Below are 24,028 nucleotides of genomic sequence, written 5' to 3'. Positions count from 1 at the left end.
GCCGTTCATGACCAAGCTCACCGTCATCTTCGCCGCCATCGCCGCCGTGTCGGTCTCGGCCGGATCCGCCTTGGCGCAGGACGCCGCCGCGGGCGAGAAGGTCTTCCTGAAGTGCAAGGCCTGCCACCAGGTCGGCGAGGGGGCCAAGAACGCGGTGGGCCCGGTGCTGAACGGCCTGATCGGCCGCAAGTCGGGCTCCGTCGAGGGCTACAGCTATTCTGAGGCCAACAAGTCCTCCGGCATCACCTGGGACGAGGCCACGTTCAAGGACTACATCAAGAACCCGAAGGCCAAGATCCCGGGCACGAAGATGATCTTTCCGGGCCTGACGAACCAGGCCGACATCGACAACGTCACCGCCTACCTCAAGCAGTTCGACGCGACCGGCAAGAAGAGCTGATCCGCGACGCATGTCGCGACGCGGTCCCGCGTGGCGCGGGGCCGCGCTTGAATCCCGGCGGCCGCTGGTCCACTCTCCAGCGCCGGCCGGCCGACGGCCGCGTTCGTGCTGGAGTCGCCACAGGCCGTGCCCACCTTCACCCGCCCCCAGCGGCCCCGCGTGGGGCTGTTCGTCACCTGCCTCGTCGACCTGATCCGCCCCTCGGTGGGCTTCGCCGCCGTGAAGCTGCTGGAAGACGCAGGCTGCGTGGTCGAGGTCCCGAGCCAGACGTGCTGCGGACAGCCGGCCTTCAACTCCGGCGACCGGGCCTCGGCGCGGGCGCTGGCCGAGCAGGTCATCGACGCCTTCGCGCCGTTCGACTTCGTGGTGGCCCCCTCCGGATCCTGCGCCGGGCAGATCCGCGTCCATTATCCCGAACTCTTCGCCGGGGACCCGAACGTGGCCCGCAAGGCCGACGCCCTGGCCGCCAAGACCTACGAGCTCGTCAGCTTCCTGGTCGATGTCATGGGCGTGAAGGAGGTCGACGCCCATTACAGCGGGACCGCCACCTATCACGACAGCTGCTCGGGCCTGCGGGAGCTGGGCGTCAAGCGCCAGCCCCGGCTGCTGCTCGCCAGCGTCGAGGGGCTGACCCTGACCGAGATGAAGGAGAACGAGGTGTGCTGCGGCTTCGGCGGCACCTTCGCGGTGAAATACGCGGAGATCTCCAACTCCATCGTCGAGAAGAAGACCGAGAACGTCGCCGCGAGCGGCGCCCACACGCTGCTGGCCGGCGATCTGGGCTGCCTGATGAACATGGCGGGCAAGCTCTCCCGCCAGGGCAGCGACGTCGAGGTCCGCCACGTGGCGGAGGTCCTGGCCGGGATGACCGACGAGCCGCCGATCGGGGCCGCCAAGTGAGCGCCTCCGTCCCGCCCTCCCCCGCCGCGCGGGACCGGGCCACACCGAGCCATCCGGGGCAGCGCCCATGACCCTTCACGTCACGTCCCCCCAGTTCAAGGACAACGCCCACCGCGCCCTGCAGGACGAACAGCTGCAGAAGGCCATGGGCAATGTTCGGCAGGGCTTCATCGACAAGCGCGCCGTGGTGGCCGCCAAGCTCCCCGAGTTCGAGGCGCTGCGCGACAGCGCGCGCGACATCAAGAACCACACGCTGGCCCATCTCGATCTCTACCTGGAGAGATACGAGAAGAAGGTCACGGCGGCCGGCGGCCATGTCCATTGGGCCCGCACCGCCGAGGAGGCGCGCGGGGCCATCCTGGACATCTGCCGCAAGGCGGGCGCCCGCACGGTCACCAAGGGCAAGAGCATGATCTCCGAGGAGATCGCGCTCAACGACGCCCTGGAGGCCGCCCATATCCAGCCGGTCGAGACGGATCTCGGCGAGTACATCATCCAGCTGCGGGGCGAGATCCCGTCCCACATCATCGCGCCGGCCGTGCATCTCAACGCCACGCAGGTGGAGAGCGACTTTCGCCGGGTGCACACCCATCTCGATCCGGCGCGCGACCTGTCGCAACCCGTGCAGCTGCTGACGGAAGCGCGCGGCGTGCTGCGCGACCGCTTCCTGGCCGCGGATGTCGGCATCACGGGCGCGAATTTCCTGGTGGCCGAGACCGGCACGTCGGTGATCGTCACCAATGAGGGCAATGGCGACCTCACGCAGACGCTGCCCAAGATCCACATCGTCATCGCGTCCATCGAAAAGGTGGTGCCGACGCTGGAGGACGTGTCGCAGATCCTGCGCGTGCTGGCGCGGTCGGCGACCGGGCAGGAGATGAGCGTCTACACGACCTTCTCGACCGGGCCGCGGCGGCCCGAGGACGTGGACGGGCCCCAGGAGTACCACGTCGTCATCCTGGACAACGGCCGGTCCTCGATGCTGGGCACCGCCTTCCAGGACATGCTGCGCTGCATCCGCTGCGGCGCCTGCATGAACCACTGCCCCGTCTATCATGCGGTCGGCGGCCACGCCTATGGGTGGGTCTATCCGGGCCCGATGGGAGCGGTGCTGTCGCCGTCGCTGATCGGCGTGGACAAGGCCGGGCACCTGCCCAACGCCTCCACGTTCTGCGGCCGGTGCGAGAGCGTCTGCCCGGTGCGGATCCCGCTGCCCAAGCTGATGCGGCACTGGCGCGAGCGCGAGTTCGAGCGGCACCTGTCGCCCGCCACGGTGCGGTCGGGACTCGCCTTCTGGGGCTTCTTCGCCCGGCGGCCGCGGCTCTACCGCTTCGCCACGGGCCTCGCGATGCGGTCGCTGGCGTGGCTGGGCCGCGACAAGGGCCGGTTCACGTCGCTGCCTCTGGCCGGCGGCTGGACCGAGTTCCGCGACTTCCCGGCCCCGCAGGGGGGAACGTTCCAGCAGCAATGGAAGTCGCGCCGCGCGGGATCCGGCCGATGAGCGCGCGCGACGAGATCTTCGCCACGCTGCGCCGCTCGCTCGGCGTGAAGGGAACCGAGGCGCCGCGCGTCCACTCGGTCGAGGAGCGGCTGCAGCGGGCGCCGCGCGGCGTCATCCCGGAGCGGGCGCAGCTGCAGGGCGAGGCGCTTCTTCAGCTCTTCAAGACTCAAGCCGAAGCCGCCATGGCGAGCGTCGTCGAGGTGGACACGCACGCCGACGTCCCGGCCGCGATCGCCGAATATCTGCGGCAGTCGAACCTGCCGGCGCGCATCCGGATGGGCGACGACCTGCGGCTCGCCGCCATGCCGTGGGCCGAGACGGCGCTGGAGATCAGCAAGGGCCGCAGCGACGGGCAGGACCTGGCGGCCGTCAACCACGCCTTTGCGGGCGTGGCGGAGACCGGCACGCTGACGATGACGTCGGGACCCGAGAACCCGTCCACCCTCAACCTGCTGCCGGACTACGCCATCGCGGTGCTGTCGGCCAAGGACGTTGTCGGCGACTACGAGACGATGTGGGCGAGGCTGCGCGAGGCGTACGGCAAGGGCCAGATGCCCCGCACCGTGAACTGGATCACCGGCCCGTCCCGCTCCGCCGACATCGAGCAAACGCTGCTGCTCGGCGCGCACGGGCCGCGCAGCCTGCACATCGTGCTGGTGAAGGGCTGAAGCGAGCGGACCAGCCGCGACGCCGCCTTCTGTGTTGACAGGCGCATTTTTGATATTTCTTATATCTTTCATCCCCTGAACGATTTTGGCCCTCGGCGCAGGAGGATCGAAGCTGACGGCTATCATGTTGCTTCTAGGCCCGGTTTTAGCGCTGTTTCTTGTGAGCGCCTGGGCCGGCCTGCTGTTCGGCCGACGTTATCCCGGCATCCTGGGACGGCGCGCGTTCCAAGTGGCGCGGCTGGGCTTTGCGGTGATTTTGATCGGGAACTTTTATCGGCCGGGGTCCAACGCCGCCATTACCGCGGCACTGGTCGTGACCACCGTGCTGACTTGCCTGACGGCGTTCGTTCTTGCAGCCGCCTACAAGTCCGCCGGCGGTGAGTCGGCCGGAAGCCGGACGGAGTGATGCTTGGGCGCGGCGCCCGGGGCCGTCCACCTGCGCTGATCCGCCCCCCATGGGCCAAGCCGCCGCCAGGTCCTGTTGGACCCTGTTAACCATTCGCGTTCACCATGGACGAATTGTTGGTGAGTACGCATCATGTCCTCCCGTCCGTCGTCCCTGTCCCTTGCGCTCGCGACAGTGTTGGGATTAGGCGCTCCATTGCACGCCCAGACCGCCGCGCCGGCGGCCCCCGCCCGCTCGGCCCTCACGGTCGCGCCGGCTGCGGCGGTGACCGGTTCGCCGCTCGCCCCGCTCGCGGCGGCGACGCCCGAAGCGACGGCCTCGGCCCCGCAGCCGGCCGCTCCCGCCCCGACGGCGGCCCCGGCCGCCCCGGCCGTCGTTCCGGTCGCGCCGGCGCCCCTGGCGGCCGTCGCGCCGACGAAGCCGAAGCCGCCCGGACCGCCGCCCGAGGTGAAGATCTCGCAGGACCCGAGCCCCAGCTACCACGCCGACAGCGTCGCCATGATCCTCGCCGCCGCGCAGGCCTATGGCGAGGCCGCCGCGCGCGGCGGGTGGGCCACCCTTCCGGAGGGCGGGCCGCTGCTGAAGCCGGGCGCCAAGGAGCCGCTGGTCGCCCAGGCCCGGGCGCGGCTCGCGGCGACGAGCGACATCGCCGAGGACAACGGCTCGGACCTGTTCGACCGCGGGCTCGCCGCCGCGGTGCGCCGCTTCCAGGCTCGGCATGGACTGCCCGAGACGGGGCTGATCGGCCCCTCCACCATCAGGGCCATGAACGTGCCGGCCGAGCAGCGCCAGCGCCAGTTGCTGGTCTCGGCCCAGCGCCTGCAGGGCGCGACCTTCGCCTTCGGACCGCGGCACATCGTCGTCAACATCCCGGCCGCCGCCGTCGAGGCGGTCGAGAACGGCGTCGTGGCGCGCCGCTACGTCGCCGTGGTGGGCGACCCCGACCACCCCTCGCCGGTGGTCGAAGCCAAGGTGGGGGCGATCAACTTCCATCCCACCTGGACCGTGCCGGTGTCGATCATCCGCAAGGAGATCATCCCGAAGATGCGCAAGGACCCGACCTATCTGGCCAAGCAGAACATCCGCATCCTGGACGCGCAGGGCCAGGAGGTGAACGCCGCCACGGTCGACTGGTCCAACAACAGCGCCGTGAACTACACGCTGCGCCAGGATTCCGGCGCGTCGAACTCGCTCGGCATCGTGCGCATCCAGATGCCGAACTCGCACGCCGTCTACATGCACGACACGCCGTCCAAGCGCTTCTTCGGGCAGGATTTCCGGTTCCTGTCGCATGGCTGCGTGCGCGTTTCGGGCGTGCTCGACCTGGTGACCTGGCTGCTGGGGCCGCAGGGCTGGACCCGGCCGCAGGTCGACGCGATGGTGGCCTCGACCGAGCGCAAGGACGTGCGTCTGCCCCAGTCCGTGCCCGTCGCGTGGGTCTACATGACCGGCTTCGTGGCCGCCGACGGCGCGGTCAACTTCCGCGACGACGTCTACGGGCTGGACAAGGCCGATCCGGCCGACCCGGTGGCGACCTCCAGCATCGCGCCCCGCCGCGAGGCGTCGCGCAGCCCCGCCCCGGCGCAGTGAGCGCAGGCGTCCGCGCGCCCCTGCCCAACCGGGTTCGCCCGGACGGCGAGATCATCGCGGACCCCGCCCGCGGGACCCTCATGGGCAATCGCGGCGGGCGCATCCATGATCCGGCGACGCGAACGCTGGGCCGCCGCCGATGGGCGTCGCGCGCCTGGATCGCCTGCGAACTCGCCTGGAAAGACTGGCGCCGGCCCGTGTTCGGCGCCGGCTATACGGAGCTGTTCTTCTGCGACGAGGTGACGGCGCTGGCCGCCGGCCACCGGCCCTGCATGCTCTGCCGCCGCCGGGACGCGAACGCCTACCGCGCCGCGCTGGCCGCCGGGCTGGAGCTCGCGACGGTCCCTTCTTTCCCCGATGTCGACCGCCTCCTGCACGCCGAGCGGCTGCAGGGCGGGCGCAAGCGGATCCACCGGGCCGACGCCGGCGCCCTGCCGGACGGGGCGATGATCCGGGACGACGCGGGCGTCTTCTGGGCGCTGCGGGGGAGCGAAGCGCTGGCCTGGAGCCCCGGCGGCTACACCGAGACGGCGCGGCGTCCGACCGGGGCGGTCGCCGTGCTGACGCCGCCCGCCTCGCTCGCGGCGCTGGCCAAAGGCTACCGGCCCCGCTGGCACCCCTCGGCGCTCGCGCCGGAGGGGTGAAGACCGGCGCGCGGGATGCTAGCCTCCGGGCGAAGCTCCTGGAGACGTCGACCGATGCTGTTCGCCTTCACGGACGAGGAAGAGATGATCCGCGACGCCGCCCAGCGGCTGGCGGCCGAGCGGCTGGCGCCCGTCGCCGACGCGCTGGACCGCGGCGAGGGGCGCGCGGAGCTGCTCGCCAATCTCAGGGCCCTGGCCGAGAACGGATTCATGGCCATCAACGTCAGGCCCGACTATGGCGGGACGGGCGCCGGCACGGTGGCCTTCGCGCTCGCCATCGAGGCGCTGGGCTACGCCTGCGCGGCCACCACGGTCGGGGTCTCGGTCACCAACATGGTGGGCGAGGTCATTCAGGCGGTCGGCAGCGAGGAGCAAAAGCGGCGCTATCTGCCGCGCCTCGCCGACGGGAGCTATCCGGCCGGGGCCTTCTGCCTGACCGAGAGCGGGGCCGGATCCGACCCCGCCGGCATGCGCACCCGCGCGCGGCGCGACGGCGATGCCTATGTGCTCGACGGCGAGAAGATCTACATCTCGTCGGCCGAGTATGCGGGGGTCTTCGTCGTGTGGGCGGTGACGGACCCGGAGCGTCCCAAGGGCAAGGGCGTTTCGTGCTTCCTGGTGGAGGCCGGGACCCCGGGCCTCGTGATCGGCAAGGCGGAGCGCAAGACCGGCCAGCACGGATCCTCCACCAACACGGTGTCGTTCGAGGGCTGCCGCGTTCCGGCGAGCGCCCTCATGGGCCGCGAGAACGATGGGTTCCGCATCGCGGTCGCCGAGCTCGCGGGCGGGCGCATCGGCGTCGCCGCCCTGTCGCTCGGCATCGCGCGGGCCGCCATGGACGCCGCCAAGGCGCATGTGCGCGACCGCCGCCAGTTCGGGCAGGCCATCGCCGAGTTCCAGGGCGTGCAGTGGATGATCGCCGACCGGGAGACCGACATCGAGGCCTCGCGCCTGCTGATCCTCAACGCCGCGGCGAAGAAGGACCGGGGCGAGCCCTTCGCCAAGGAGGCCTCCATGGCCAAGCTCTTCGCCTCGGAGGCCGCGCACCGGGCGACGGACACGGCGGTGCAGCTCCATGGCGGGGCGGGCTACATCCGGGACTACCCGGTCGAGCGCCTGGCCCGGGACGCGCGCATAACCCGCATCTATGAGGGAACGTCGGAGATCCAGCGCCTCATCATCGCGCGCGAGACGCTGCGGAACCTGTGACCTTCCGGCGGCGCGGTCGTTTCATTGTGCATTGCGATAGCGCAGCGCCAGGGAGGGGGCCGCCGCCCTAGCGTGTCCTCGACTCAGGGCCGCAGGCCCTCAGGCCCGGATTGGAGCCCCCGATGAGCACCTATCGTCTCGAGAACCTGTTCGCCCCCCATTCGATCGCCCTGGTGGGGGCGAGCCCCCGGGAGGGTTCGCTGGGGCGGGCGGTGCTGAAGAACCTGCTCGCGGCCGGGTTCGAGGGGCCGCTGCACCTGGTCAATCCGAAGCACCGCAGCATCGAGGGGCTGGCCTGCGTCCCGTCTCTGTCGGACCTGCCCTCCCCGCCCGACGTCGTGGTGATCGCCGCGCCGGCCGCCGCCGTGCCCGACATCGTCGACGAGGCGGGCCGCATCGGGGCCTGCGCGGCGGTGATCATCACCGCCGGCTTCGACCGCGGCCCAGGCTCGGCGGAGGATCGCATCAAGGCGTCGGCGCGCCGCAGCGGGCTGCGCATCGTCGGGCCGAACTGCCTCGGCGTGATCGCGCCGGCCGCCCGCTTCGACGCCAGCTTCGCCGCCCGCCCCGCCCTGAAAGGCGACCTGGCGCTGATCTCGCAGTCGGGCGCGATCGCGGCCTCGCTCATCGAATGGGCCGGGGAACGCGGGGTCGGGTTCTCCGGCATCGTGTCGCTTGGCGACAAGATCGACGTCGACTTCGGGGACTGCCTCGACTTCTTCGCCCAGGACCGCGGCACGCGGGCGATCCTGCTCTATGTCGAATCCATCAACGACGCCCGCAAGTTCATGTCGGCGGCGCGGGCCGCCGCGCGCACCAAGCCGGTGGTGGTGGTCAAGTCCGGCCGGCACAAGGCCGGGGCCAGGGCCGCGCATTCGCACACGGGCGCGCTGGCGGGATCGGACGCCGTCTACGAGGCGGCGTTCCGGCGCGCGGGCCTGCTGCGCGTCTACGACCTCGACGAGCTCTTCGCCGCGGCCGAGACGCTGTCGCGCGTGGGCCCGTTCCGGGGCGACCGGATCGGCGTGCTGACCAATGGCGGAGGCATCGGCGTGCTGGCGGTCGACCGGCTCGTCGACCTCGGCGGCCAACTCGCCACGCTGACGCAGGCGACCATGCAGGCGCTCGACGCCTCGCTGCCGCCCGGCTGGTCCCACGCCAACCCCGTCGACATCATCGGCGACGCCGACGCGGCCCGCTATGCGCGCGCTCTCGAGGCGATGCTGCGGGACGACGGCGTCGACGCCGTGCTGGCGATGAACTGCCCGACCGCACTGGTGTCCAGCCGCGCCGCGGCGCAGAGCGTCGCGGACGTCGTGAAGGCGCACCGCTCCGGCAGCTTCAAGCCCAAGCCCGTCTTCGCCGTCTGGCTCGGCGACCGGACCGAATCGCAGGAGATCTTCGAGGCGGCGCGGATCCCGAACTATTCGAGCGAGGCCGACGCGGTGCGCGGCATCATGCATCTGGTCGACTACCGCAAGGCGCAGGACCTCATCATGGAGATGCCGCCGAGCCTTCCGGAGGATTTCTCGCCCGACATGGAGGCCGCCCGACGGCATGTGCGCGCGGCGCTGGAAAGAGGCGAGCGCTGGCTCGACCCGGTCGCCGTGACGGGCGTCCTGGAGGCCTACCAGATCCCGGTCGCGCCGGTGAGGCTGGCCGCTACGCCGGAGGAGGCCGGCCGCCTGGCCGCCTCGTTCCTGGCGAGCGGATCCGCCGTGGCGATCAAGATCCTGTCGCAGCAGATCGCGCATAAGTCGGACGTGGGCGGCGTGGTGTTAAACCTCAGCAGCGAGAGCGCCGTAGTGGAAGCGGCCAGGACCATGCTGGCGCATGTCGCGCAGGTCCGCCCGGACGCGACCCTCGACGGCGTCACCGTGCAGCCGATGATCTACCGGCCGCGCGGGCGCGAGCTGATCGCCGGCCTCGCCGACGACCCGACCTTCGGGCCGGTGGTGGCCTTCGGGCGCGGCGGCACGGCCGTGGAGGTGATCAACGACAAGTCGCTGGCGCTGCCGCCGCTGGACCTGACGCTGGCGCACACGCTGATCGGCCGCACCCGCGTCTCCAGGCTGCTGCGCGGCTACCGGGACGTGCCGCCCGCCGACGTGGACGCGGTGGCGCTGACGCTGGTGAAGCTGGCGCAGCTCTCGGCCGACGTGCCCGAGATCCGCGAGCTCGACCTCAACCCGCTGATCGCCGACGAGAGCGGCTGCATCGCCCTGGACGCGCGGATCGGGGTGGAGGCCTCGCCGGCCGGCCAGCGCCGGACCGCGCTGAACCCGCGCTTCGCGATCCGCCCCTACCCCAAGGAGTGGGAGCGCGAGCTGACCCTCAAGGACGACTGGCGCGTCTTCGTGCGCCCGGTTCGCCCCGAGGACGAGCCGCTCTACGCCGACTTCTTCCAGAAGGTGACCCCGGAGGACCTGCGGCTGCGCTTCTTCGCCAAGGTGAAGGACTTCAGCCACGCCTTCGTGGCCCGGCTCACGCAGCTCGATTACGCCCGCGCCATCGCGTTCGCGGCGCTGGACCGCAAGACCGGCGAACTCCTGGGCGTCGTGCGCCTGCACTCGGACGCGAATCACGACACCGGGGAATACGCCATCCTGCTGCGCTCGGACCTGAAGGGCCGCGGGCTCGGCTGGGCGCTGATGCGGCTGATGATCGACTACGCCAAGGCCGACGGGCTGAAGAGCGTGCACGGCCAGATCCTGCGCGAGAACACCACCATGCTGGCGATGTGCGCCGCGCTGGGCTTCGAGGCCCATGCGGACCCGGACGACCGGGACATCAAGACGGCCGTGCTGGATCTCACGCGCGTCCCCGATCCGGCGCCGGCAGCCGCCTGACCGGCGGCCCCGAAAGACGTTGCGAAGCGGCGCGCGATCCTTAGTCTCGATTGTGGATGGCGGGGAAGACGGCGGTCTGAGCGCTGGCTGATTCGTCCGGACCGAGGCAGGATCAGCAGATGCAAGCACTGGCTGGCGCAACCCTGCATATCCACGGCCGCCTAGACGGCCTCACTCTCCGGCAGGTCTCGGGCCTGGTGGAAAGAGCGGGAGGCCGGGTCGCCCGGCGGGTGGGCGCCTCCACCACCCATATCGTGCTGGCCCATAGCGTGGCCTCGATCGAGACCGACGACATCGCCGATCTGGGGCAGGTGTTCACGCTGGTGAGCGAGTTCTCGCTGCGCCGGGCGCTGGGGCTCGGGCCTGGCCCGGACACGGACATGCGCACCTGGGAGGCGAAGGACCTCGCCCGGCACGCGAGGCTCAGCGAGGACGAGGTGCAGCGCCTGTCGCTGTTCGACCTGCTCGACCCCGTGGAGGGGCGGTTCGGTTTCCGCGACCTGGCCTCCGCCCGTGAGGCGGCTCGCCTGCTCGGCGCCGGCGTCGAGATGGAGGCCCTCTTGAACGCCGGAAGCGCGCTGCGGCGGCGCGGCCTGCGCCTCAGCGAGGCGCGGGTCTCGGAGGCGCCCTGGGGCGATCTGGCGCTGGGCCGGGCGCCGCATCTGACGACCTTCGACGGCCAGCTGACGCTCGACCTCGGGGAGAGCCCGGTGCGCGTGGCGGACCTCGCCGAGGCGGCCGAGACCTTCGAGGCGGAAGGCGACCTCGCCCGGGCCGAGGGGCTCTACCGCACCGCGGCGCGGATCGACCGGTGGGACCCCGTCCTGCCCTTCAACCTCGCCAATCTGCTCTACGCCCAGGGCCGCGAGGCGGAGGCGATGATCGCCTACCAGACCGCCCTGGCGCGCGACCCGGACTATGTGGACGCCTATTTCAACCTCGGGGTGCTGGCCAGCATCCGCAACGCCAATGACGAGGCGGAGCGCTATTACCGGGCGGCGCTGGAGACGGACCCGTCCCACTCCGATTCCCGCTTCAACCTCGCGCTTCTGATGACCCATATGCGCCGCTTCCCCGAGGGGCTGGCGTTGTGGGAGGAGCTGATCCGCAACCAGCCGAGCCGGGAGGACCTGGCGCAGGCCAGGCGCTACATGCTGCTGTGCCGAATGGAGATCGCCGCGGCGCGGCGGCCGGACGAGGCCGCGGCCGACGGGGCGTGAGGGTCAGGGCCGGCGAGAGAACGCCTGGCCCGATCCGCGATGGTACAGCTGCCCCGGCTCGAACGGGGGACCTCTAGATCCACAATCTAGCGCTCTAACCAACTGAGCTACAGCTGCATATTCGCGTGCGGCGCGATACCTAGGCCGATTGCGCGGGGATTTCAAGCCGTGATTTCCGGCCTGCGAGCGGGTCCCGGCGTCCCCCCGCGAGACGCGTCAGGCGCGGTCGGGCGCGCCGGCGCGAAGCTTGCGCGCCGACGCGAGGCTTGGGCCAGGGCTCAGGAGCTGGAGCGGCGGGAGCCGCCCAGGGCGTCCTTGACGGGCGACGCCGCGTCGCTGGCGGTGCGGTTGGCGATCTCGGTCAGGGCCTTGGCCTGCGCGGTCACGGCCTCGAACGAGCGGCGCGCGTGCGTGGCCTGCAGCTCGACCGCCTCCGAGAGCGAGCGGACGCCCGACATCGCCTTGAAGTAGCCAAGGGTGGCGTCGGCGTTCGTCTGCATCGCCTGCAGCAGCGTGTCCGAGAAGGCCTTCATGCCCTTCGCGGCGGCCTGCCCGCTCGTCTCCATGCCGGCCTTCACGGCGTCGGCGTTGGACTGGAAGCTCGCATAGGCGCTGCGGGCCTGGCCCATCTGCTTGGCGGCCATGTCCTGCATGGAGCCCGGCAGCCTGCCCGGCATGAAGGAGGCGAATTGCGGCGCGACGGCCTTGAAGGGCTCCATCACGGCTTCGAAGGCGGCCAGCACGTCAGGCGAGGACGGGGCGGGCTTCGACGGCGCGGCTGCGGGCGCGGCCGGCTTGCTGACGGCGGCCTTGACCGCCTCGGCGGCGACCTCGACCTTCGCGGTCGCCGGAGCGGCGACGGCCGCCGGGGACACGCCGGCCTCGAGCGCCACCGGGATCACCGGCTTGGCGGCCGGACCCGACACGGCGTGCGCCGCGGCCGCGACCTTGGCGGCGGCCCTGCCGGGAGCCGCGGGCTTGGCGGAGGCGGCGGGCGCAGGCTTGGCCGGCGACGCCTTGGCGATGACGGGCTTGGTTACGACGGGCTTGGAGGCGACGGGCTTGGCGACGACGGGCTGGGCGACGACGGGCTTGGCGGGCGGCGCCTTGACGGCGGCCGGCTTCGCGGCGGCGGCTGCGACGGGCGCCTTGGCTTCGGTCTTGGTCACGGGCATGGCGGATTCCGGGGTCTTGACGGACTCGGGCGCTTTCGCGACCGAGGGCGCATGGACGGGTTTGGGCTCGGGCGCCGGAGCCGTGGGCTTGGCCACGACGGGGGCCTGCGCCTTGGCGGGCGCGGCGGCCTTGGGCTGGAGCCGGCTGGCCGGGACGACGGGCGTGGAGGGCTTCACGGCGAGCGGGCTCGGCTTGACGGCGGGGGCCGGCTTCACGGAGGCCGGCTCGGCCGCGACGGGCGCTTCGCTCTTGGGCGCTGGCGCATCGCTCTTGGGCGCGGACGCCTCGCTCTTGGGCGCTGGCGCTTCGCTCTTGGGCACGGACGCCGAGGCGACGGGCGCGGGCTGCGCGGCGGGCTTGCTGTCGAACAGCGGAGCCGGAGCGGCCGGCTTCACGGTGGCGACGGGCTTCTTGGCGGGGGCGTTCTGATCGGAGCTGGCGCCCTTGGCGCGCGGCTTGTCGGTTGCTGGCATGGTGGACCTCTATCCTTCGACGCCACGGACTTGCGCCGTGGCCGGATGGGGCCGCCAATTCCCTGGGAGCCAAGCTCCCTGGCGGGAGTCGCGCTCCCGAGCCGCCCCTGGCAGCAGGTTCCGGGACGGCGACGCCGCCCCGGTACGCGGAACGCTCTTTACTTGCGCTTCATGCCTTCGGCGGCCTTCTGCACCGTCGCCTGGGCGTCGGCCGTGGCCTTCTGGAAGTTGGCCTGAGCCTCGGTCGCGGCCTTCTGGACCGTCGACTGCATGGTCGCGCCGAGATCCTGGAGCTGGCTCTGGAGGGCCGCGATCTGCGCCTTCATGAACTCGCTCTGGTGCTGCATGACTTCCTGCACGTCCTTGGCGCGGACGAGCTTCTGGGCCAGCTCGAAAGCGGCGCCGACATTCTGCTCAGCATAGCCGATCGCCTTGGTGGCGATGTCCTTGCCGGTGCTCTGAACGGTGGTCGCCTGGTTCTCGGCGGTCGAGACGGCCTTGTTGGCGGCGCCCAGGAAGCCGTCGAAGGCCTTCTTGGCCTGCTCGACGCTCTTCTCGGCGAAGTCGCGCATCTCGTTGGGGATTTCGTAGTTGATCGGGCCCTGCGCCATGGCGCGTATCCTCACGCGGAGCCATGATGCGGATCCCACCACGGCGAGGCTCCTGTTCGCGTGGCGGTCTTGGATTGTGCACTGCACACATAATGCTGCATTGCACAATCGTCAAGCACTTCCTGCGACATTAACGCTGTCGCCAATCCCTTGCATCCAGGAGCGCCGCCGGGTTGGACCTGACCGCCCGAACGACATTATATTAAGGGGTTGTTAGGGATATGAGAGCGGGCTGAAGCCTGCGCAAGGGAAGAGGTCCAGGCTTGTCGGACATCGCCGACCAGGGGGCGCGCGCGGATCGGGCCGCCGTCGATCAGGAATTGGCCGCGCTCGACGAGCGGGGCCAGGCCGTGGTCGTGCTCGCCGGCGGGGGCGACCGCGTGCTGTGGGCCACCGCGACCGGCGCGGCGCTGTTCGGCTTTCGCGACCCCGCCGAGCTGACGGCCGCCGTTCTGGATCCCCGCAGCTTTCCGGTGGAGCGCTTCGCCGAGCTCGCCCGCGGCGCCGCGCCGGAAAGCGGCGCGCGGCTGGAGAGGCTCCGGCTCACCGTGGGGCGCAGGATCGAGCTGGCCACCTTCGCCTGCCGCCGCGCCACGCTGGCGGACGGCGAACCCGTGCTCGTGGCCATCGCCATGAACGGCCCGGTCCGGGCCGCCGGCTGGCGCGCGCCGCGCTCCGCGCTGACGCCGCCGGCCTTCGCCCGGGTGCCTGCCCCGGCCGGAGTCCAGGCGCCGGCGCGGGTCGACGCCGCGGCCCTGCGGGCCCGGTTCGGCGGTCGCAGCCTGGCGCGCTTCACCTGGCGGACCGACGGCCAGCACCGCCTGGAGGACATCTCGGCGGACTTCGCCCGGGCTGTCGGCGACGCTCATGCGCCGAAAGCCGGCGACGATTTCGGCGCGCTCGACCGCCATGGCGTCGAGGGCGGCTGCGCGGACTTCGCCGCCGCGCTGGGACGCGGGCAGACCTTCACCGGGGTGGACGTGATCTGGCCGGTCGCCGGGGCGGACCGCGAAGGCGTCGTCGTGGCGCTCTCGGGCGTTCCGACCTTCGATCGCGACCGCGGCTTCATGGGCTATCGCGGCTTCGGAGTAATCCACCTGGATACCCTTGCGCCGCTGAGCGCGCCGCCGGCGGAGCCCGCCGCCGCGCCCGCTTCCATGGACGAGGCCGCGGCGCCCGTCGAAACGCCCCCGCCGGCGATTGCGCCTGCGGAGGCGCCGCGCGACATCCTTTCGCTGACGGGCCCGGCCGCCGACAATGCGGCGGCGCGCAGCGTCGAGGATCCGCCCGCGCCCCCGGTCGAGGCCGCTCCCGAGAAGGACGCTGCCGACGAGGCGCAGAAAGGCGCCGCGCCGGCAGTCGAGGGCGACCCTGGCCAGGACGACGCTCCCGCTCCGCCGCCTCCCGCCCCTGAGGCGTCCCACGCCGCCCCACGGCCGCCGCGCACGGCGCCCATGCCCTTCGTGGTCAGCGGTTCGGCCCACGCCACGCTCGGGACCGGCAAGGTGGTGCCGCTGCGCACCGGCATCGTCCGGGCGCCGGACCCGGCGCTCGGCGCTCCAGGGTTGAGCCGGAGCGAGCGCCACGCGTTCCGCGAGATCGCCCGCGCCCTCGGCGCGCGGGTGGAGGGCGACGAGACGCAGACGCAGGAGCCCGAACCCCTGCCGGCCTCGCCGCCGGTCGGCGCTGTTGCGACGCCCGCCGCGCCCGAACCGGACGACGAGGCTGTCATCGACAGTTCCGGCCCTGAACCCACGAGCGCGGAGATGGCGGCGCATGAGCATGAGGCGGCTTTGGCCGCCGACGCCGCGCTCCCCGCACCCGAGCCGGACGAACCGGATCTCTTCGCCGCGGCGGAGCCGGAGAGCGCGGCTCTGGTCGAGCCTCCCCGCGCCGACCCGGCCCCGTCCGGGCCCGAGCTGTCCGATCTGGCGCGCAACGCGGAGACCATCTTCGACCGCATCCCGGTGGGCATCCTGGTCAGCCGGGGCGACGTGCCGATCGTGATGAACCGCACGCTTCTCGACGTGCTCGGCTATGAGGACATCGACGCCTTCCACGCCGAAGGCGGCATGAGCAAGCTGTTCCTCGGCAGGCCCGCCGACAGCCTGGCGACCCTGCCGGAGGGGTCCGCCGTCGTGCTGGCCACCCGCGAGGGCGAGGGCGTGGAGGTCGACGCCCGGCTGCAGTCGATCGTCTGGGATGGCCTGCCCGCCACCCTGATGTCGTTCAGGCGCGCCATCGACGGGGCGGCGCTGCCCAAGGTCAAGGCGATGGAGCTCGACCTGAAGCGCCGCATGGGCGAGGCGCGCGAGCTGCGCGCCATCCTGGACACCGCGACGGACGGGGTGATCGTCATCGACGAGGCCGGACGCGTGCTGTCCCTCAACCGCGCCGGCGAGGCGCTGTTCGGCTACGACCAGAACGAGGTGGCGGGCGAGACCTTCATCACGCTGTTCGCGCCCGACAGCCACGCTCTGGCGCTCGACTATCTCGAGGGCCTGAAGGCCAACGGCGTGGCGAGCGTGCTGAATGACGGCCGCGAGGTGGTCGGACGCGTGCGCCAGGGCGGCCGCATCCCGCTGTTCATGACCCTGGGCGCGATCAGCGACCTTCCCGACCGCAAGTTTTGCGCCGTGCTGCGCGACATCACGCCGTGGAAGAAGGCCGAAAGCGACCTGCTGGAGGCCAAGCGCGCGGCCGAGCACGCCAGCGCCCAGAAGTCCGACTTCCTGGCCAAGATCAGCCACGAGGTGCGCACGCCGCTGTCCGCCATCATCGGCTTCGCCGAGGTGATGATCGAGGAGCGCTTCGGGCCGATCGGCAACGAGCGCTACCTGGAATATCTGCGCGACATCCACGCCTCGGGCGGGCACGTGATCAGCCTGGTCAATGACCTCCTCGACCTCTCCAAGATCGAGGCCGGGCGTTTCGACCTCAACTTCATCAGCGTCGACGCGAACGAGATCGTGAGCCGGTCGGTCGCCATGATGCAGCCGCAGGCCGGCGCGGGCCGGGTGGTGCTGCGCACCAGCCTGAGCCAGCGTCTCCCCCATGTGGTGGCGGACGAGCGGTCGCTGCGCCAGATCGTGCTCAACATCCTGTCGAATGCGGTGAAGTTCACCGATCCGGGCGGGCAGGTGATCGTCTCGACCGCCTTCACGGACCGGGGCGAGGTGGCCCTCCGGGTCCGCGACACCGGCATCGGCATGACCGAGAAGGAGATCGAGACCGCGTTGGAGCCGTTCCGGCAGGTCTCGACCGCGCGGCGCGCCGGAGGCACGGGGCTGGGCCTGCCGCTCACCAAGGCGCTCGTGGAGGCGAACCGGGCGGCGCTGACCATCCGCTCCGAGAAGGACTCAGGCACGCTCGTGGAAGTGACCTTCCCGACCACCCGCGTCCTGTCCGAATAGGAGCGCAGGCCGCGCCGCGGCCGGTCGACGCTGGGCGGATCCCCCTTTCCGGCCGCACGTTGTCGCGCAGGCCTGACGTGGATGGAGGACTGGTCGTGGGCAAGCAGTGGGTGGGACGACGCGAAGTCCGCGAGGGAGCGCGCCGCTGGGCGCCGCGGCTGGGCGCCATGGTGCTGGGAGCGGCTCTCGCCCTGCCATGGGCCGAGCCCGCCTCCGCCCGCGAATGCACATGGGGCCAGCCGGGTTATCGCGACTGCGTCGACGGCGAGATCGCGCATCGCAGCCGCCGGGTGAAGTCCGGCGACCGCAGCGCCATCTACAAGACCGCGCCGGTGCGCCGGCGGCCGGGCACGCTCACGCCCATCGAGCCGGTTCCCGGTCCGCAGCCCTCGCGGGTGGACGGCCGGCCCATCCCGAGCCAGGAACACCGGCTCGACGCGATCAGCCGCCAGAACATGCGGCGGGACGCGATTCCAAACCCGATCCAGGCGCCGGACCCGCGCATCAACACCATCCCGGGCCGGATCTGCCCCAACAACATCTGCTGACGCGCGCGCCCGCATTGCCGAAAGTTCATCCTGCGGCCAGCCTCGCGTGAGGTCGGCCATGATCTGATCGTCTCAGCCAAGGTCCCGCACGGACCCGAGCTCCCAGAGGAGGCATCATCATGGCGAACAGACGGAACACGGTCATCATGGGCGGCGTCGCCGCCATCCTTCTGGCCGGCGGGCTGACCGCCGCAGCCGCCCAGGGCATGGGAATGGGGATGGGCCCTGGCTGGGGCGGGCCTGGCGGGCGCATGGGCGGCATGATGGGCGAGCGGTTCTGCGCCTCGTCGGAGGCGATCGCGCCGCGCATGGCCGGCCGGCTGGAAGCCGCGCTGAAGCCCACCGACGCCCAGAAGGCGGATTTCGAGACGCTGCGCAAGGCCATGGGCGATGCCGAAGGCAAGCTCAAGGCGGGCTGCCCCACCGCGGCCGAACGCGCCGACCGCACGCCACCCGGACGGCTCGCGCTCGCCGAGAAGCGCATGGCGGCGGGGCTCGACGCCCTGCGGACGGTGAGGCCGCCCTTCGACGCCCTCTACGCCAAGCTGGACGACAAGCAGCGCGACTCGCTGCGCTGGATGGCTCCAGGCCGGGGCGAAGGCGGCGGCCACCGTCACTGGTGGAATTGGCGTTGATTGCGCGCTGAAACGAGCAACGCTCCCGACGTCGTTCGCCGGGAGCGAACTTGTTTTTAATCTGATGCGATTACTGCCTCTTCGACTTCGGCGAAATTCAGTGGGCCGAACATCAGAGAGGCGTTTCATGATTTCGCTCTACGCTCCGCCGAGCCGCGGCCTCCGCGCTCTTGCGCTCGCGCTCCTGCTCGGCGCATCCGCGCCGGCGCTTGCCCAGACGGTGTCGCTTGACCCGCTGACGATCGCGACGCCCGAAGGCGGCGCGCTGACGCTCTCCAAGGTCGAGGCGACGGACACCAACCTCACGCGCGACGAGCTCGCCAAGCTGTTCAACAAGGATGCGCCCGCGGCCGAGAAGCGCGCCATCGCCAAAAAGGCCAAGGCCGCCCGCCTGTCGCTGGGCGACGTGGTGAGCGAAGCCAAGGACCAGCGCTTCGTCGTGAAGGGCCTGGAGGCCCGCGGCGTGGACAGCGGCCGCATCGCGCGGCTCAGCTTCACGGGCGCGGAAAGCACATTCAGGAACGAGCAGGGCGACGGCAAGCTGGCCATCAACGGCCTGACGGTCGACGGCCTCGATCTCTCGCATCTCATGGCGGCGGCCGAGACCGGCCAATTCGCGGATGGCGCGCTGAAGATCGACCGCATCGCGTTCGACGGCTTCGAAGGCAGCGTGCCGGATTCCAAGACCCCCAAGGACGCCGCCGGCGGCAACCTCACCCGGGTCAAGCTCGGCTCCATGAGCCTGGACGCCTCCTATGCGGGCGACATCCCGACCAAGACGGCCTTCGCGCTGCGCAGCCTCGTGATCCAGCCGGCCCCGGCTTCGGAGCTCGCCACGAGCCTCAAGGGCGCCGGTCTGTCGCAGCTCGAAATGGGCATGACGTTCAGCGGAACCTACGACACGGCCGCCAAGACCTACTCGGCCGACGACATCACGCTGTCGCTGGCGCAACTTGGCTCGGTGGGCCTGAAGGCGGAACTCGCCGGCGTCGAGCCGGTGCTGTTCACCGGCGACAAGGCGCAGCGGACCGCGGCCGCCATGAGCCTGGCGTTCTCGGGCCTCACCGTCCGCGTCGTCAACGGCGGCGGCGTCGAGAAGGCGCTCGCCTTCGCGGCGGCCTCGCAGAACAAGTCCATGGCCGCTTTCCAGGCCGAGACGGCCGGCATGGCGGGCCAGATCATCCCGGCGCTGCTGGGCGGAACCGCCTCCGCGGCCTCCACGGGGGCGGCCGTCGCGGCGTTCGTCTCCAACCCCAAGAGCCTCACCGTGACGGCGAAGCCGAAGGCCGGCCCGCTCTCGCTGGTGGAAGCCGCCGCCTTGGGCGATCCCATGGCGGTGGTGCAGCGCCTGGCGATCACGGCCGTGTCGGAAGGCGCGGCTGCGCCGGCCCCGAAAGCGGGCGCGGCAGCGGCGCCGTCCGCCGCACCGGCCCCCAAGGTCGCGCAGGCGGCCCCGGCCGCCGGCAAGCTCACCGGCCTGGCGGCGCTGAACGCCGTGATCGGCAACACCGTGTCGGGCAAGAACGCCGATGGCGACGCCGGCGTGTGGTTCTATGACAAGAAGGGCGCCGTGAAGCAGCTCGTCGACGACGAGATCACGGTCGGCAAGTGGGCCATCAAGGGCGAGAAGATCTGCGAGGAGTACCCGGAGGACGACGAGGAGACCTGCTACACGGTGGACGTCTCCGGCAACGTCGCCACCTTCGCGGACGAGGACGGCAACGGCCGCCGCTACACGATCGCGGCCGGCAACGCGAAGAACCTGTAAGGGCTGCCGCTTGCCGAGGTGGCCGGGCTCGCCCCGGCCATCCCGCCGGAGCCCGGCGCGTGGATCCCCGGGTCAAGCCCAGGGATGACGGCGGAGGGATGGCGAGCTTAAAAACTGTGTTGCTTCCACGCACACGCCCCTCATCCTGAGGGACATCGCCTCTTGGCGATGTGTCTCGAAGGACGAGGGACTCCAGAGCGCACGAACGGCGAGCTTTCTGGACCCCTCGTCCTTCGAGACGCAGACCCAAGTGGGTCTGCTCCTCAGGATGAGGGGCGTTGCGACATTCGACGATGTGGAATTTCAAAGGTCCTCGCGGGAGCGAGGGCCTTTCTCGCTTGTCAGTAGATCACCACCGAGCGGATCGACTTGCCTTCGTGCATGAGGTCGAAGCCCTCGTTGATGCGCTCCAGCGGCATCGTGTGGGTGATCAGGTCGTCGATGTTGATCTTGCCGTCCATGTACCAGTCGACGATGCGCGGCACGTCGGTGCGGCCGCGGGCGCCGCCGAAGGCGGAGCCTTTCCAGACGCGGCCGGTGACGAGCTGGAACGGGCGCGTGGCGATCTCGGCGCCGGCCGGCGCGACGCCGATGATGATCGACTGGCCCCAGCCCTTGTGGCAGCATTCCAGCGCCTGGCGCATGACGTTCACGTTGCCGGTGCAGTCGAACGAGTAGTCCGCTCCGCCCTTGGTGAGCTCGACCAGGTGGGCGACGAGGTCGCCCCCGACCTCCTTGGGGTTGACGAAGTCGGTCATGCCGAACTTGGTCGCGAGCTCCTTTTTGGACGGGTTCACGTCCACGCCGACGATCTGCTCGGCGCCGACGAGCCGCAGACCCTGGATGACGTTGAGGCCGATGCCGCCGAGCCCGAACACCACCGCACGCGCGCCGGCCTCCACCTTGGCGGTCCAGATCACCGCGCCGATGCCGGTGGTGACGCCGCAGCCGATGTAGCAGACCTTGTCGAAGGGCGCGTCGGGCCGGATTTTCGCCACCGCGATCTCGGGCACGACGATGTAGTTGGAGAAGGTGGACGTGCCCATGTAGTGCAGCACGGGCTTGCCCTCGAACCTGAACCGGCTGGAGCCGTCCGGCATCAATCCGCGGCCCTGGGTGGTGCGGATCTTCTGGCACAGGTTGGTCTTGCGCGAGAGGCAGTACTCGCACTCTCGGCACTCGGGAGTGTAGAGCGGGATGACGTGGTCGCCCTTGCGCAGCGACGAGACGCCGGGGCCGCAATCCACCACCACGCCCGCGCCCTCATGGCCGAGCACGGCCGGGAAGAGGCCCTCCGGATCGGCGCCCGAGAGCGTGTAGGCGTCCGTGTGGCAGATGCCGGTCGCCTTCACTTCGATGAGGACCTCGCCGGCTTTCGGGCCCTCCAGATCCAGCTCCACGATCTCGAGAGGCTTGTTGGCGGCGAAGGCGACGGCGGCGCGGGTCTTCATGAACAATCTCCGGTTGTATAGGCCGGAGAATATCGTGCGGCGGCGGGAAGGCCAGAGCGGACCAAACGTCCGCTCTGGCCTTTGTCCGCGATCAGAAAGGTCCGTTGGCGTGTTGCGCCTGCGACGCCGGCGCGATCGGCTGCATGACGTCCCAATGCTCGACGATCTTGCCATTCTCGACCCGAAACAGGTCGTAGTAGGCGGTCGGTTCGCCCCCGAAGGCGCCCTCCGACTGGGTGAGCACGAAATTCCCCTCGGCGATCACCCGATGGAGCTTGAAGTACTCCATCCGGACGCCTTGCTTGCCGAGCGCCTCGATGGCGGCCCCGAGACCGTCCAAGCCGTCCGCAATGGCGGAGTTGTGCTGGTGATAGACCTCCGTGCTGATGTAGGTCGTGAGGCGGTCGAACTGACCGCCGACCAGCACGTCGCTGACGAAGGCCGTCACGAGCCTTCTGTTGGCCGCCGTCTTGTCAAGGTCCGTGACCGTTGTAGGCCCGTCGGTCTGGGTCCGGCCCGACGGGTTGGGAGGAGTTTGCGGCCCGAGACCGTCCCAGTGCTCGACGATACGGGAGTCGGCGACCCGAAAGATATCGAAGGCGACCAGCGGAGTCGGCCCGAACCCATGATAGGTCACATGCATGGCGACAAGGTCGCCGTCGGACAGGACACGGTGCCTCGTGACGGAAAAACCGGGCGCTTTCGCAAGATCGCTCGCCAGACGCTTCAAGCCCTCGACGCCGTCCGCGACTCCCGGATTATGCTGGATATAGCGAGGACCGATATAAAGGTCGACGAGATCTGGATTCAGCTCACTGAACAATCTACCCGTCGCCGCCACGACGAGATCCTTGGCGCTTTGCGTCACGTGCTACCTCCAAATACAACCATTGGTATCTTCCCGGTGACGTGATCGCACAGACCACCCGGCGACGAATGCTCACCATTGCTTCGATGACGCATTCTCAAGACACACGGCCTTAATTGCATTTCCCCACGAACGAAGTAAATGAGTTTGGTTCAGGAAACGACGTTACCTGTAAGTAACCTGCATGGAATGCGATCATGTCTTGGAGCGTTTACCAGAAGAACTGCCCGACCCGCGTGATCCTCGATCGCATCGCTGACAAGTGGACGGTGCTCCTGATCGGGTTGCTTGTGCAACGGCCTTACCGGTTCAACGAGTTACGGCGCGGGCTCGACGGCATCTCGCAGAAGGTTCTGACGCAGGCGCTCCGCGACCTGGAGCGCGACGGCGTCATCACACGGACGGTTCTGGCTGGGTCGCCGGTGAAGGTGCAATACGCTCTGACGCCATTCGGCCAGACGCTCGCCGCCGTCGTCATGCAGCTTGCGACATGGGCCGAGTCGAACGTCGAGACGATCTTGAAGGCGCGCGCGGCCTACCAGGCCGACAGGTAGATCCGACGCCCGGCGCATCGTGGGGAAAGCCTGCAGGCGAGCGGGTCTGCATCTTGCGGAACCCGGGCCGGCTTCCCAACTGACAGTCTATCGGGGTCCGGGCCCCTCTGGCAGTCTCGCCAAGAGACTGCGATGTCGGACTCTTCCACCTGCCGCAGGCGTGGCTTCGCCCCGGCTCTTGGGAGTCTTGGATGTTTTCCACATCGTCTCTCAGCGGCTATGCGCCAGCCTTTGAACGAGGCTCCGCGACCGACGCCATGCGCCGGCTGGACGCCATCGCGCGCCTGCTGGATAGCGTCGTGCGGATCCCCGGCACTCGCATCACGGTCGGCGCCGACGCGTTGCTGAACCTGGTTCCGGGGGCCGGCCTCCTCGCCGCCAAAAGCGTGTCCGCCTACCTGATCTGGGAGGCGCGACGCCTCGGCGCGCCCGCACCCCTGCTGGCGCGCATGGTCGGACACGTGGCCCTCGACGCCGCGCTGAGCGCCCTGCCGGTGGTCGGCTGGTTCGGCGACGTGTTCTACCGGGCCAATGTGAAGAACATGGCGCTGCTGCGCGCCTTCCTGGCCGACGACGCCGCCGCCCACGCGCCGCGGCGCCGCGCCCAGACCGTGGGCTGAAAGCCCGCTCCCTCGTCTCCCCGCACGATTCTTCGATTTCGATTCAACTCACAGGAGGACTCCGCATGCCCACCCGCAACGCCAACCGACAGATCTCCATGCAGGACTATCTGCATGACCTCCAGGGGCCGGACGCCGAGCTGATCTTCGAGGCCGTCGTGGCCGCCTGCGCGGTGATCGCCTATGCGGACGGCTGGGTCACGCCCGAGGAGGAGCGCCGCATGGCGGGACTGATCCGCAGCTCCGACACGCTTCGGGGCTTTGGTCCGGGCGATCTCGCCCACGCCTTCGAGGAGGAAACGTCCCGCTTCGAGGCGGATCACGACGGCGCCGAAAAGGCCGCCTTCGCCACGATCGGCAGGCTGAAAGGGCGCAAGCGCGACGCCGAGATGCTGATCCGCATCTGCTGCGCGGTGGCCTCCGCCGACGGCTCCTTCGACGGCGAGGAACGTCGCGCCGCGACCCGGATCTGCAAGGCGGTTGGCGTCGATCCGGCCCAGTTCGACCTGCTCGACGCGGCCTAG

The 24,028-nt window shown here is 70.4% G+C and carries 21 protein-coding genes and 1 tRNA gene; 17 read left to right on the top strand and 5 right to left on the bottom strand.

Going from position 1 to position 24,028, the window contains the following annotated elements; genetic code table 11:
• Positions 1 to 7 precede the first annotated feature (7 nt).
• The 10 genes from ABEG18_RS02455 (at position 8) to ABEG18_RS02410 (ending at position 11,387) form a co-directional block, all read left to right on the top strand.
• A complete protein-coding gene (locus tag ABEG18_RS02455; RefSeq protein WP_406856511.1) occupies positions 8 to 400 on the top strand; it encodes a c-type cytochrome in 393 nt (130 codons plus the stop codon).
• Between the two features lie 105 nt (positions 401 to 505).
• Positions 506 to 1,300, top strand: coding sequence for a (Fe-S)-binding protein (locus ABEG18_RS02450; protein WP_406856510.1), 795 nt, complete (start codon positions 506 to 508; stop codon positions 1,298 to 1,300).
• A gap of 67 nt (positions 1,301 to 1,367) precedes the next feature.
• A complete protein-coding gene (locus ABEG18_RS02445; RefSeq protein WP_406856509.1) occupies positions 1,368 to 2,801 on the top strand; it encodes a LutB/LldF family L-lactate oxidation iron-sulfur protein in 1,434 nt (477 codons plus the stop codon).
• Positions 2,798 to 3,469, top strand: coding sequence for a lactate utilization protein C (locus ABEG18_RS02440; RefSeq protein ID WP_406856508.1), 672 nt, complete (start codon positions 2,798 to 2,800; stop codon positions 3,467 to 3,469). Before ABEG18_RS02445 ends, ABEG18_RS02440 begins: the two co-directional genes overlap by 4 nt.
• Before the next feature lie 124 nt (positions 3,470 to 3,593).
• Positions 3,594 to 3,875, top strand: a complete 282-nt coding sequence (locus tag ABEG18_RS02435; protein WP_406856507.1) for a hypothetical protein — start codon at positions 3,594 to 3,596, stop codon at positions 3,873 to 3,875.
• A gap of 195 nt (positions 3,876 to 4,070) precedes the next feature.
• Entirely contained in the window at positions 4,071 to 5,465 is a 1,395-nt protein-coding gene (locus ABEG18_RS02430; protein WP_406856506.1) for a murein L,D-transpeptidase, read from the top strand.
• Positions 5,462 to 6,109: a hypothetical protein gene (locus ABEG18_RS02425; RefSeq protein WP_406856505.1), complete on the top strand. Its 648-nt coding sequence runs from the start codon at positions 5,462 to 5,464 to the stop codon at positions 6,107 to 6,109. The genes ABEG18_RS02430 and ABEG18_RS02425 overlap by 4 nt, the downstream gene beginning before the upstream one ends.
• Positions 6,110 to 6,163: 54 nt before the next feature.
• The gene (locus ABEG18_RS02420; RefSeq protein ID WP_406856504.1) at positions 6,164 to 7,318 is read left to right on the top strand and encodes an acyl-CoA dehydrogenase family protein; all 1,155 of its coding nucleotides are present in this window, start codon (positions 6,164 to 6,166) and stop codon (positions 7,316 to 7,318) included.
• Positions 7,319 to 7,440: 122 nt separating this feature from the next.
• Positions 7,441 to 10,167, top strand: coding sequence for a bifunctional acetate--CoA ligase family protein/GNAT family N-acetyltransferase (locus tag ABEG18_RS02415; protein WP_406856503.1), 2,727 nt, complete (start codon positions 7,441 to 7,443; stop codon positions 10,165 to 10,167).
• A 119-nt stretch (positions 10,168 to 10,286) separates the two neighbouring features.
• Positions 10,287 to 11,387 carry a tetratricopeptide repeat protein gene (locus ABEG18_RS02410; protein WP_406856502.1) on the top strand — a complete coding sequence of 367 codons (1,101 nt, stop codon included), beginning with the start codon at positions 10,287 to 10,289 and terminating at the stop codon, positions 11,385 to 11,387.
• Between the two features lie 40 nt (positions 11,388 to 11,427).
• Here the strand turns inward: ABEG18_RS02410 and ABEG18_RS02405 are convergent.
• The 3 genes from ABEG18_RS02405 to ABEG18_RS02395 form a co-directional block, all read right to left on the bottom strand.
• Positions 11,428 to 11,504: transfer RNA gene (locus ABEG18_RS02405), tRNA-His, on the bottom strand.
• Positions 11,505 to 11,665: 161 nt separating this feature from the next.
• Positions 11,666 to 13,036: a phasin family protein gene (locus tag ABEG18_RS02400; RefSeq protein ID WP_406856501.1), complete on the bottom strand. Its 1,371-nt coding sequence runs from the start codon at positions 13,034 to 13,036 to the stop codon at positions 11,666 to 11,668.
• Positions 13,037 to 13,194: 158 nt separating this feature from the next.
• The gene (locus tag ABEG18_RS02395) at positions 13,195 to 13,647 is read right to left on the bottom strand and encodes a phasin (RefSeq protein ID WP_406856500.1); all 453 of its coding nucleotides are present in this window, start codon (positions 13,645 to 13,647) and stop codon (positions 13,195 to 13,197) included.
• Between the two features lie 263 nt (positions 13,648 to 13,910).
• On the opposite strand from ABEG18_RS02395, the gene ABEG18_RS02390 reads away from it, so the two are divergent.
• The 4 genes from ABEG18_RS02390 to ABEG18_RS02375 all read left to right on the top strand — a co-directional run bounded on the left by ABEG18_RS02390 (position 13,911) and on the right by ABEG18_RS02375 (position 20,011).
• On the top strand, positions 13,911 to 17,060 hold the full coding sequence (locus ABEG18_RS02390) for an ATP-binding protein (protein WP_406856499.1): 3,150 nt from the start codon (positions 13,911 to 13,913) through the stop codon (positions 17,058 to 17,060).
• Positions 17,061 to 17,137: 77 nt separating this feature from the next.
• Complete coding sequence (locus tag ABEG18_RS02385; RefSeq protein ID WP_406856498.1) at positions 17,138 to 17,608, top strand: hypothetical protein; 471 nt, start codon at positions 17,138 to 17,140, stop codon at positions 17,606 to 17,608.
• A gap of 119 nt (positions 17,609 to 17,727) precedes the next feature.
• On the top strand, positions 17,728 to 18,243 hold the full coding sequence (locus ABEG18_RS02380; RefSeq protein WP_406856497.1) for a Spy/CpxP family protein refolding chaperone: 516 nt from the start codon (positions 17,728 to 17,730) through the stop codon (positions 18,241 to 18,243).
• A 127-nt stretch (positions 18,244 to 18,370) separates the two neighbouring features.
• A complete protein-coding gene (locus ABEG18_RS02375) occupies positions 18,371 to 20,011 on the top strand; it encodes a hypothetical protein (protein WP_406856496.1) in 1,641 nt (546 codons plus the stop codon).
• A gap of 341 nt (positions 20,012 to 20,352) precedes the next feature.
• Here ABEG18_RS02375 and ABEG18_RS02370 read toward each other — a convergent pair whose 3' ends face one another.
• Positions 20,353 to 21,462, bottom strand: a complete 1,110-nt coding sequence (locus tag ABEG18_RS02370; protein ID WP_406856495.1) for an S-(hydroxymethyl)glutathione dehydrogenase/class III alcohol dehydrogenase — start codon at positions 21,460 to 21,462, stop codon at positions 20,353 to 20,355.
• 91 nt (positions 21,463 to 21,553) lie between these two features.
• Entirely contained in the window at positions 21,554 to 22,303 is a 750-nt protein-coding gene (locus tag ABEG18_RS02365; protein WP_406856494.1) for a nuclear transport factor 2 family protein, read from the bottom strand.
• A 224-nt stretch (positions 22,304 to 22,527) separates the two neighbouring features.
• On the opposite strand from ABEG18_RS02365, the gene ABEG18_RS02360 reads away from it, so the two are divergent.
• The 3 genes from ABEG18_RS02360 to ABEG18_RS02350 all read left to right on the top strand — a co-directional run bounded on the left by ABEG18_RS02360 (position 22,528) and on the right by ABEG18_RS02350 (position 24,028).
• Positions 22,528 to 22,884 carry a winged helix-turn-helix transcriptional regulator gene (locus tag ABEG18_RS02360; protein WP_406856493.1) on the top strand — a complete coding sequence of 119 codons (357 nt, stop codon included), beginning with the start codon at positions 22,528 to 22,530 and terminating at the stop codon, positions 22,882 to 22,884.
• Between the two features lie 191 nt (positions 22,885 to 23,075).
• Entirely contained in the window at positions 23,076 to 23,504 is a 429-nt protein-coding gene (locus ABEG18_RS02355; protein WP_406856492.1) for a DUF4112 domain-containing protein, read from the top strand.
• 65 nt (positions 23,505 to 23,569) lie between these two features.
• A complete protein-coding gene (locus tag ABEG18_RS02350) occupies positions 23,570 to 24,028 on the top strand; it encodes a tellurite resistance TerB family protein (protein WP_406856491.1) in 459 nt (152 codons plus the stop codon).

The sequence above is a fragment of the Alsobacter sp. KACC 23698 genome (assembly GCF_045348435.1).
Classification (GTDB): Bacteria; Pseudomonadota; Alphaproteobacteria; order Rhizobiales; family Beijerinckiaceae; genus Alsobacter.
The sequence above is the reverse complement of the archived record's forward strand: the minus strand, read 5'-3'. Positions and strand labels throughout refer to the sequence as shown.

What these genes read in the sequence shown, in the direction of transcription:
- ABEG18_RS02455 (WP_406856511.1), top strand. Translation starts at nt 8, where the DNA reads ATGACCAAGCTCACCGTCATCTTCGCCGCCATCGCCGCCGTGTCGGTC.
- ABEG18_RS02445 (WP_406856509.1), top strand. Translation starts at nt 1,368, where the DNA reads ATGACCCTTCACGTCACGTCCCCCCAGTTCAAGGACAACGCCCACCGC.
- ABEG18_RS02440 (WP_406856508.1), top strand. Translation starts at nt 2,798, where the DNA reads ATGAGCGCGCGCGACGAGATCTTCGCCACGCTGCGCCGCTCGCTCGGC.
- ABEG18_RS02435 (WP_406856507.1), top strand. Translation starts at nt 3,594, where the DNA reads ATGTTGCTTCTAGGCCCGGTTTTAGCGCTGTTTCTTGTGAGCGCCTGG.
- ABEG18_RS02420 (WP_406856504.1), top strand. Translation starts at nt 6,164, where the DNA reads ATGCTGTTCGCCTTCACGGACGAGGAAGAGATGATCCGCGACGCCGCC.
- ABEG18_RS02415 (WP_406856503.1), top strand. Translation starts at nt 7,441, where the DNA reads ATGAGCACCTATCGTCTCGAGAACCTGTTCGCCCCCCATTCGATCGCC.
- ABEG18_RS02410 (WP_406856502.1), top strand. Translation starts at nt 10,287, where the DNA reads ATGCAAGCACTGGCTGGCGCAACCCTGCATATCCACGGCCGCCTAGAC.
- ABEG18_RS02400 (WP_406856501.1), bottom strand. Translation starts at nt 13,036, where the DNA reads ATGCCAGCAACCGACAAGCCGCGCGCCAAGGGCGCCAGCTCCGATCAG.
- ABEG18_RS02395 (WP_406856500.1), bottom strand. Translation starts at nt 13,647, where the DNA reads ATGGCGCAGGGCCCGATCAACTACGAAATCCCCAACGAGATGCGCGAC.
- ABEG18_RS02380 (WP_406856497.1), top strand. Translation starts at nt 17,728, where the DNA reads ATGGCGAACAGACGGAACACGGTCATCATGGGCGGCGTCGCCGCCATC.
- ABEG18_RS02375 (WP_406856496.1), top strand. Translation starts at nt 18,371, where the DNA reads ATGATTTCGCTCTACGCTCCGCCGAGCCGCGGCCTCCGCGCTCTTGCG.
- ABEG18_RS02370 (WP_406856495.1), bottom strand. Translation starts at nt 21,462, where the DNA reads ATGAAGACCCGCGCCGCCGTCGCCTTCGCCGCCAACAAGCCTCTCGAG.
- ABEG18_RS02360 (WP_406856493.1), top strand. Translation starts at nt 22,528, where the DNA reads ATGTCTTGGAGCGTTTACCAGAAGAACTGCCCGACCCGCGTGATCCTC.
- ABEG18_RS02355 (WP_406856492.1), top strand. Translation starts at nt 23,076, where the DNA reads ATGTTTTCCACATCGTCTCTCAGCGGCTATGCGCCAGCCTTTGAACGA.
- ABEG18_RS02350 (WP_406856491.1), top strand. Translation starts at nt 23,570, where the DNA reads ATGCCCACCCGCAACGCCAACCGACAGATCTCCATGCAGGACTATCTG.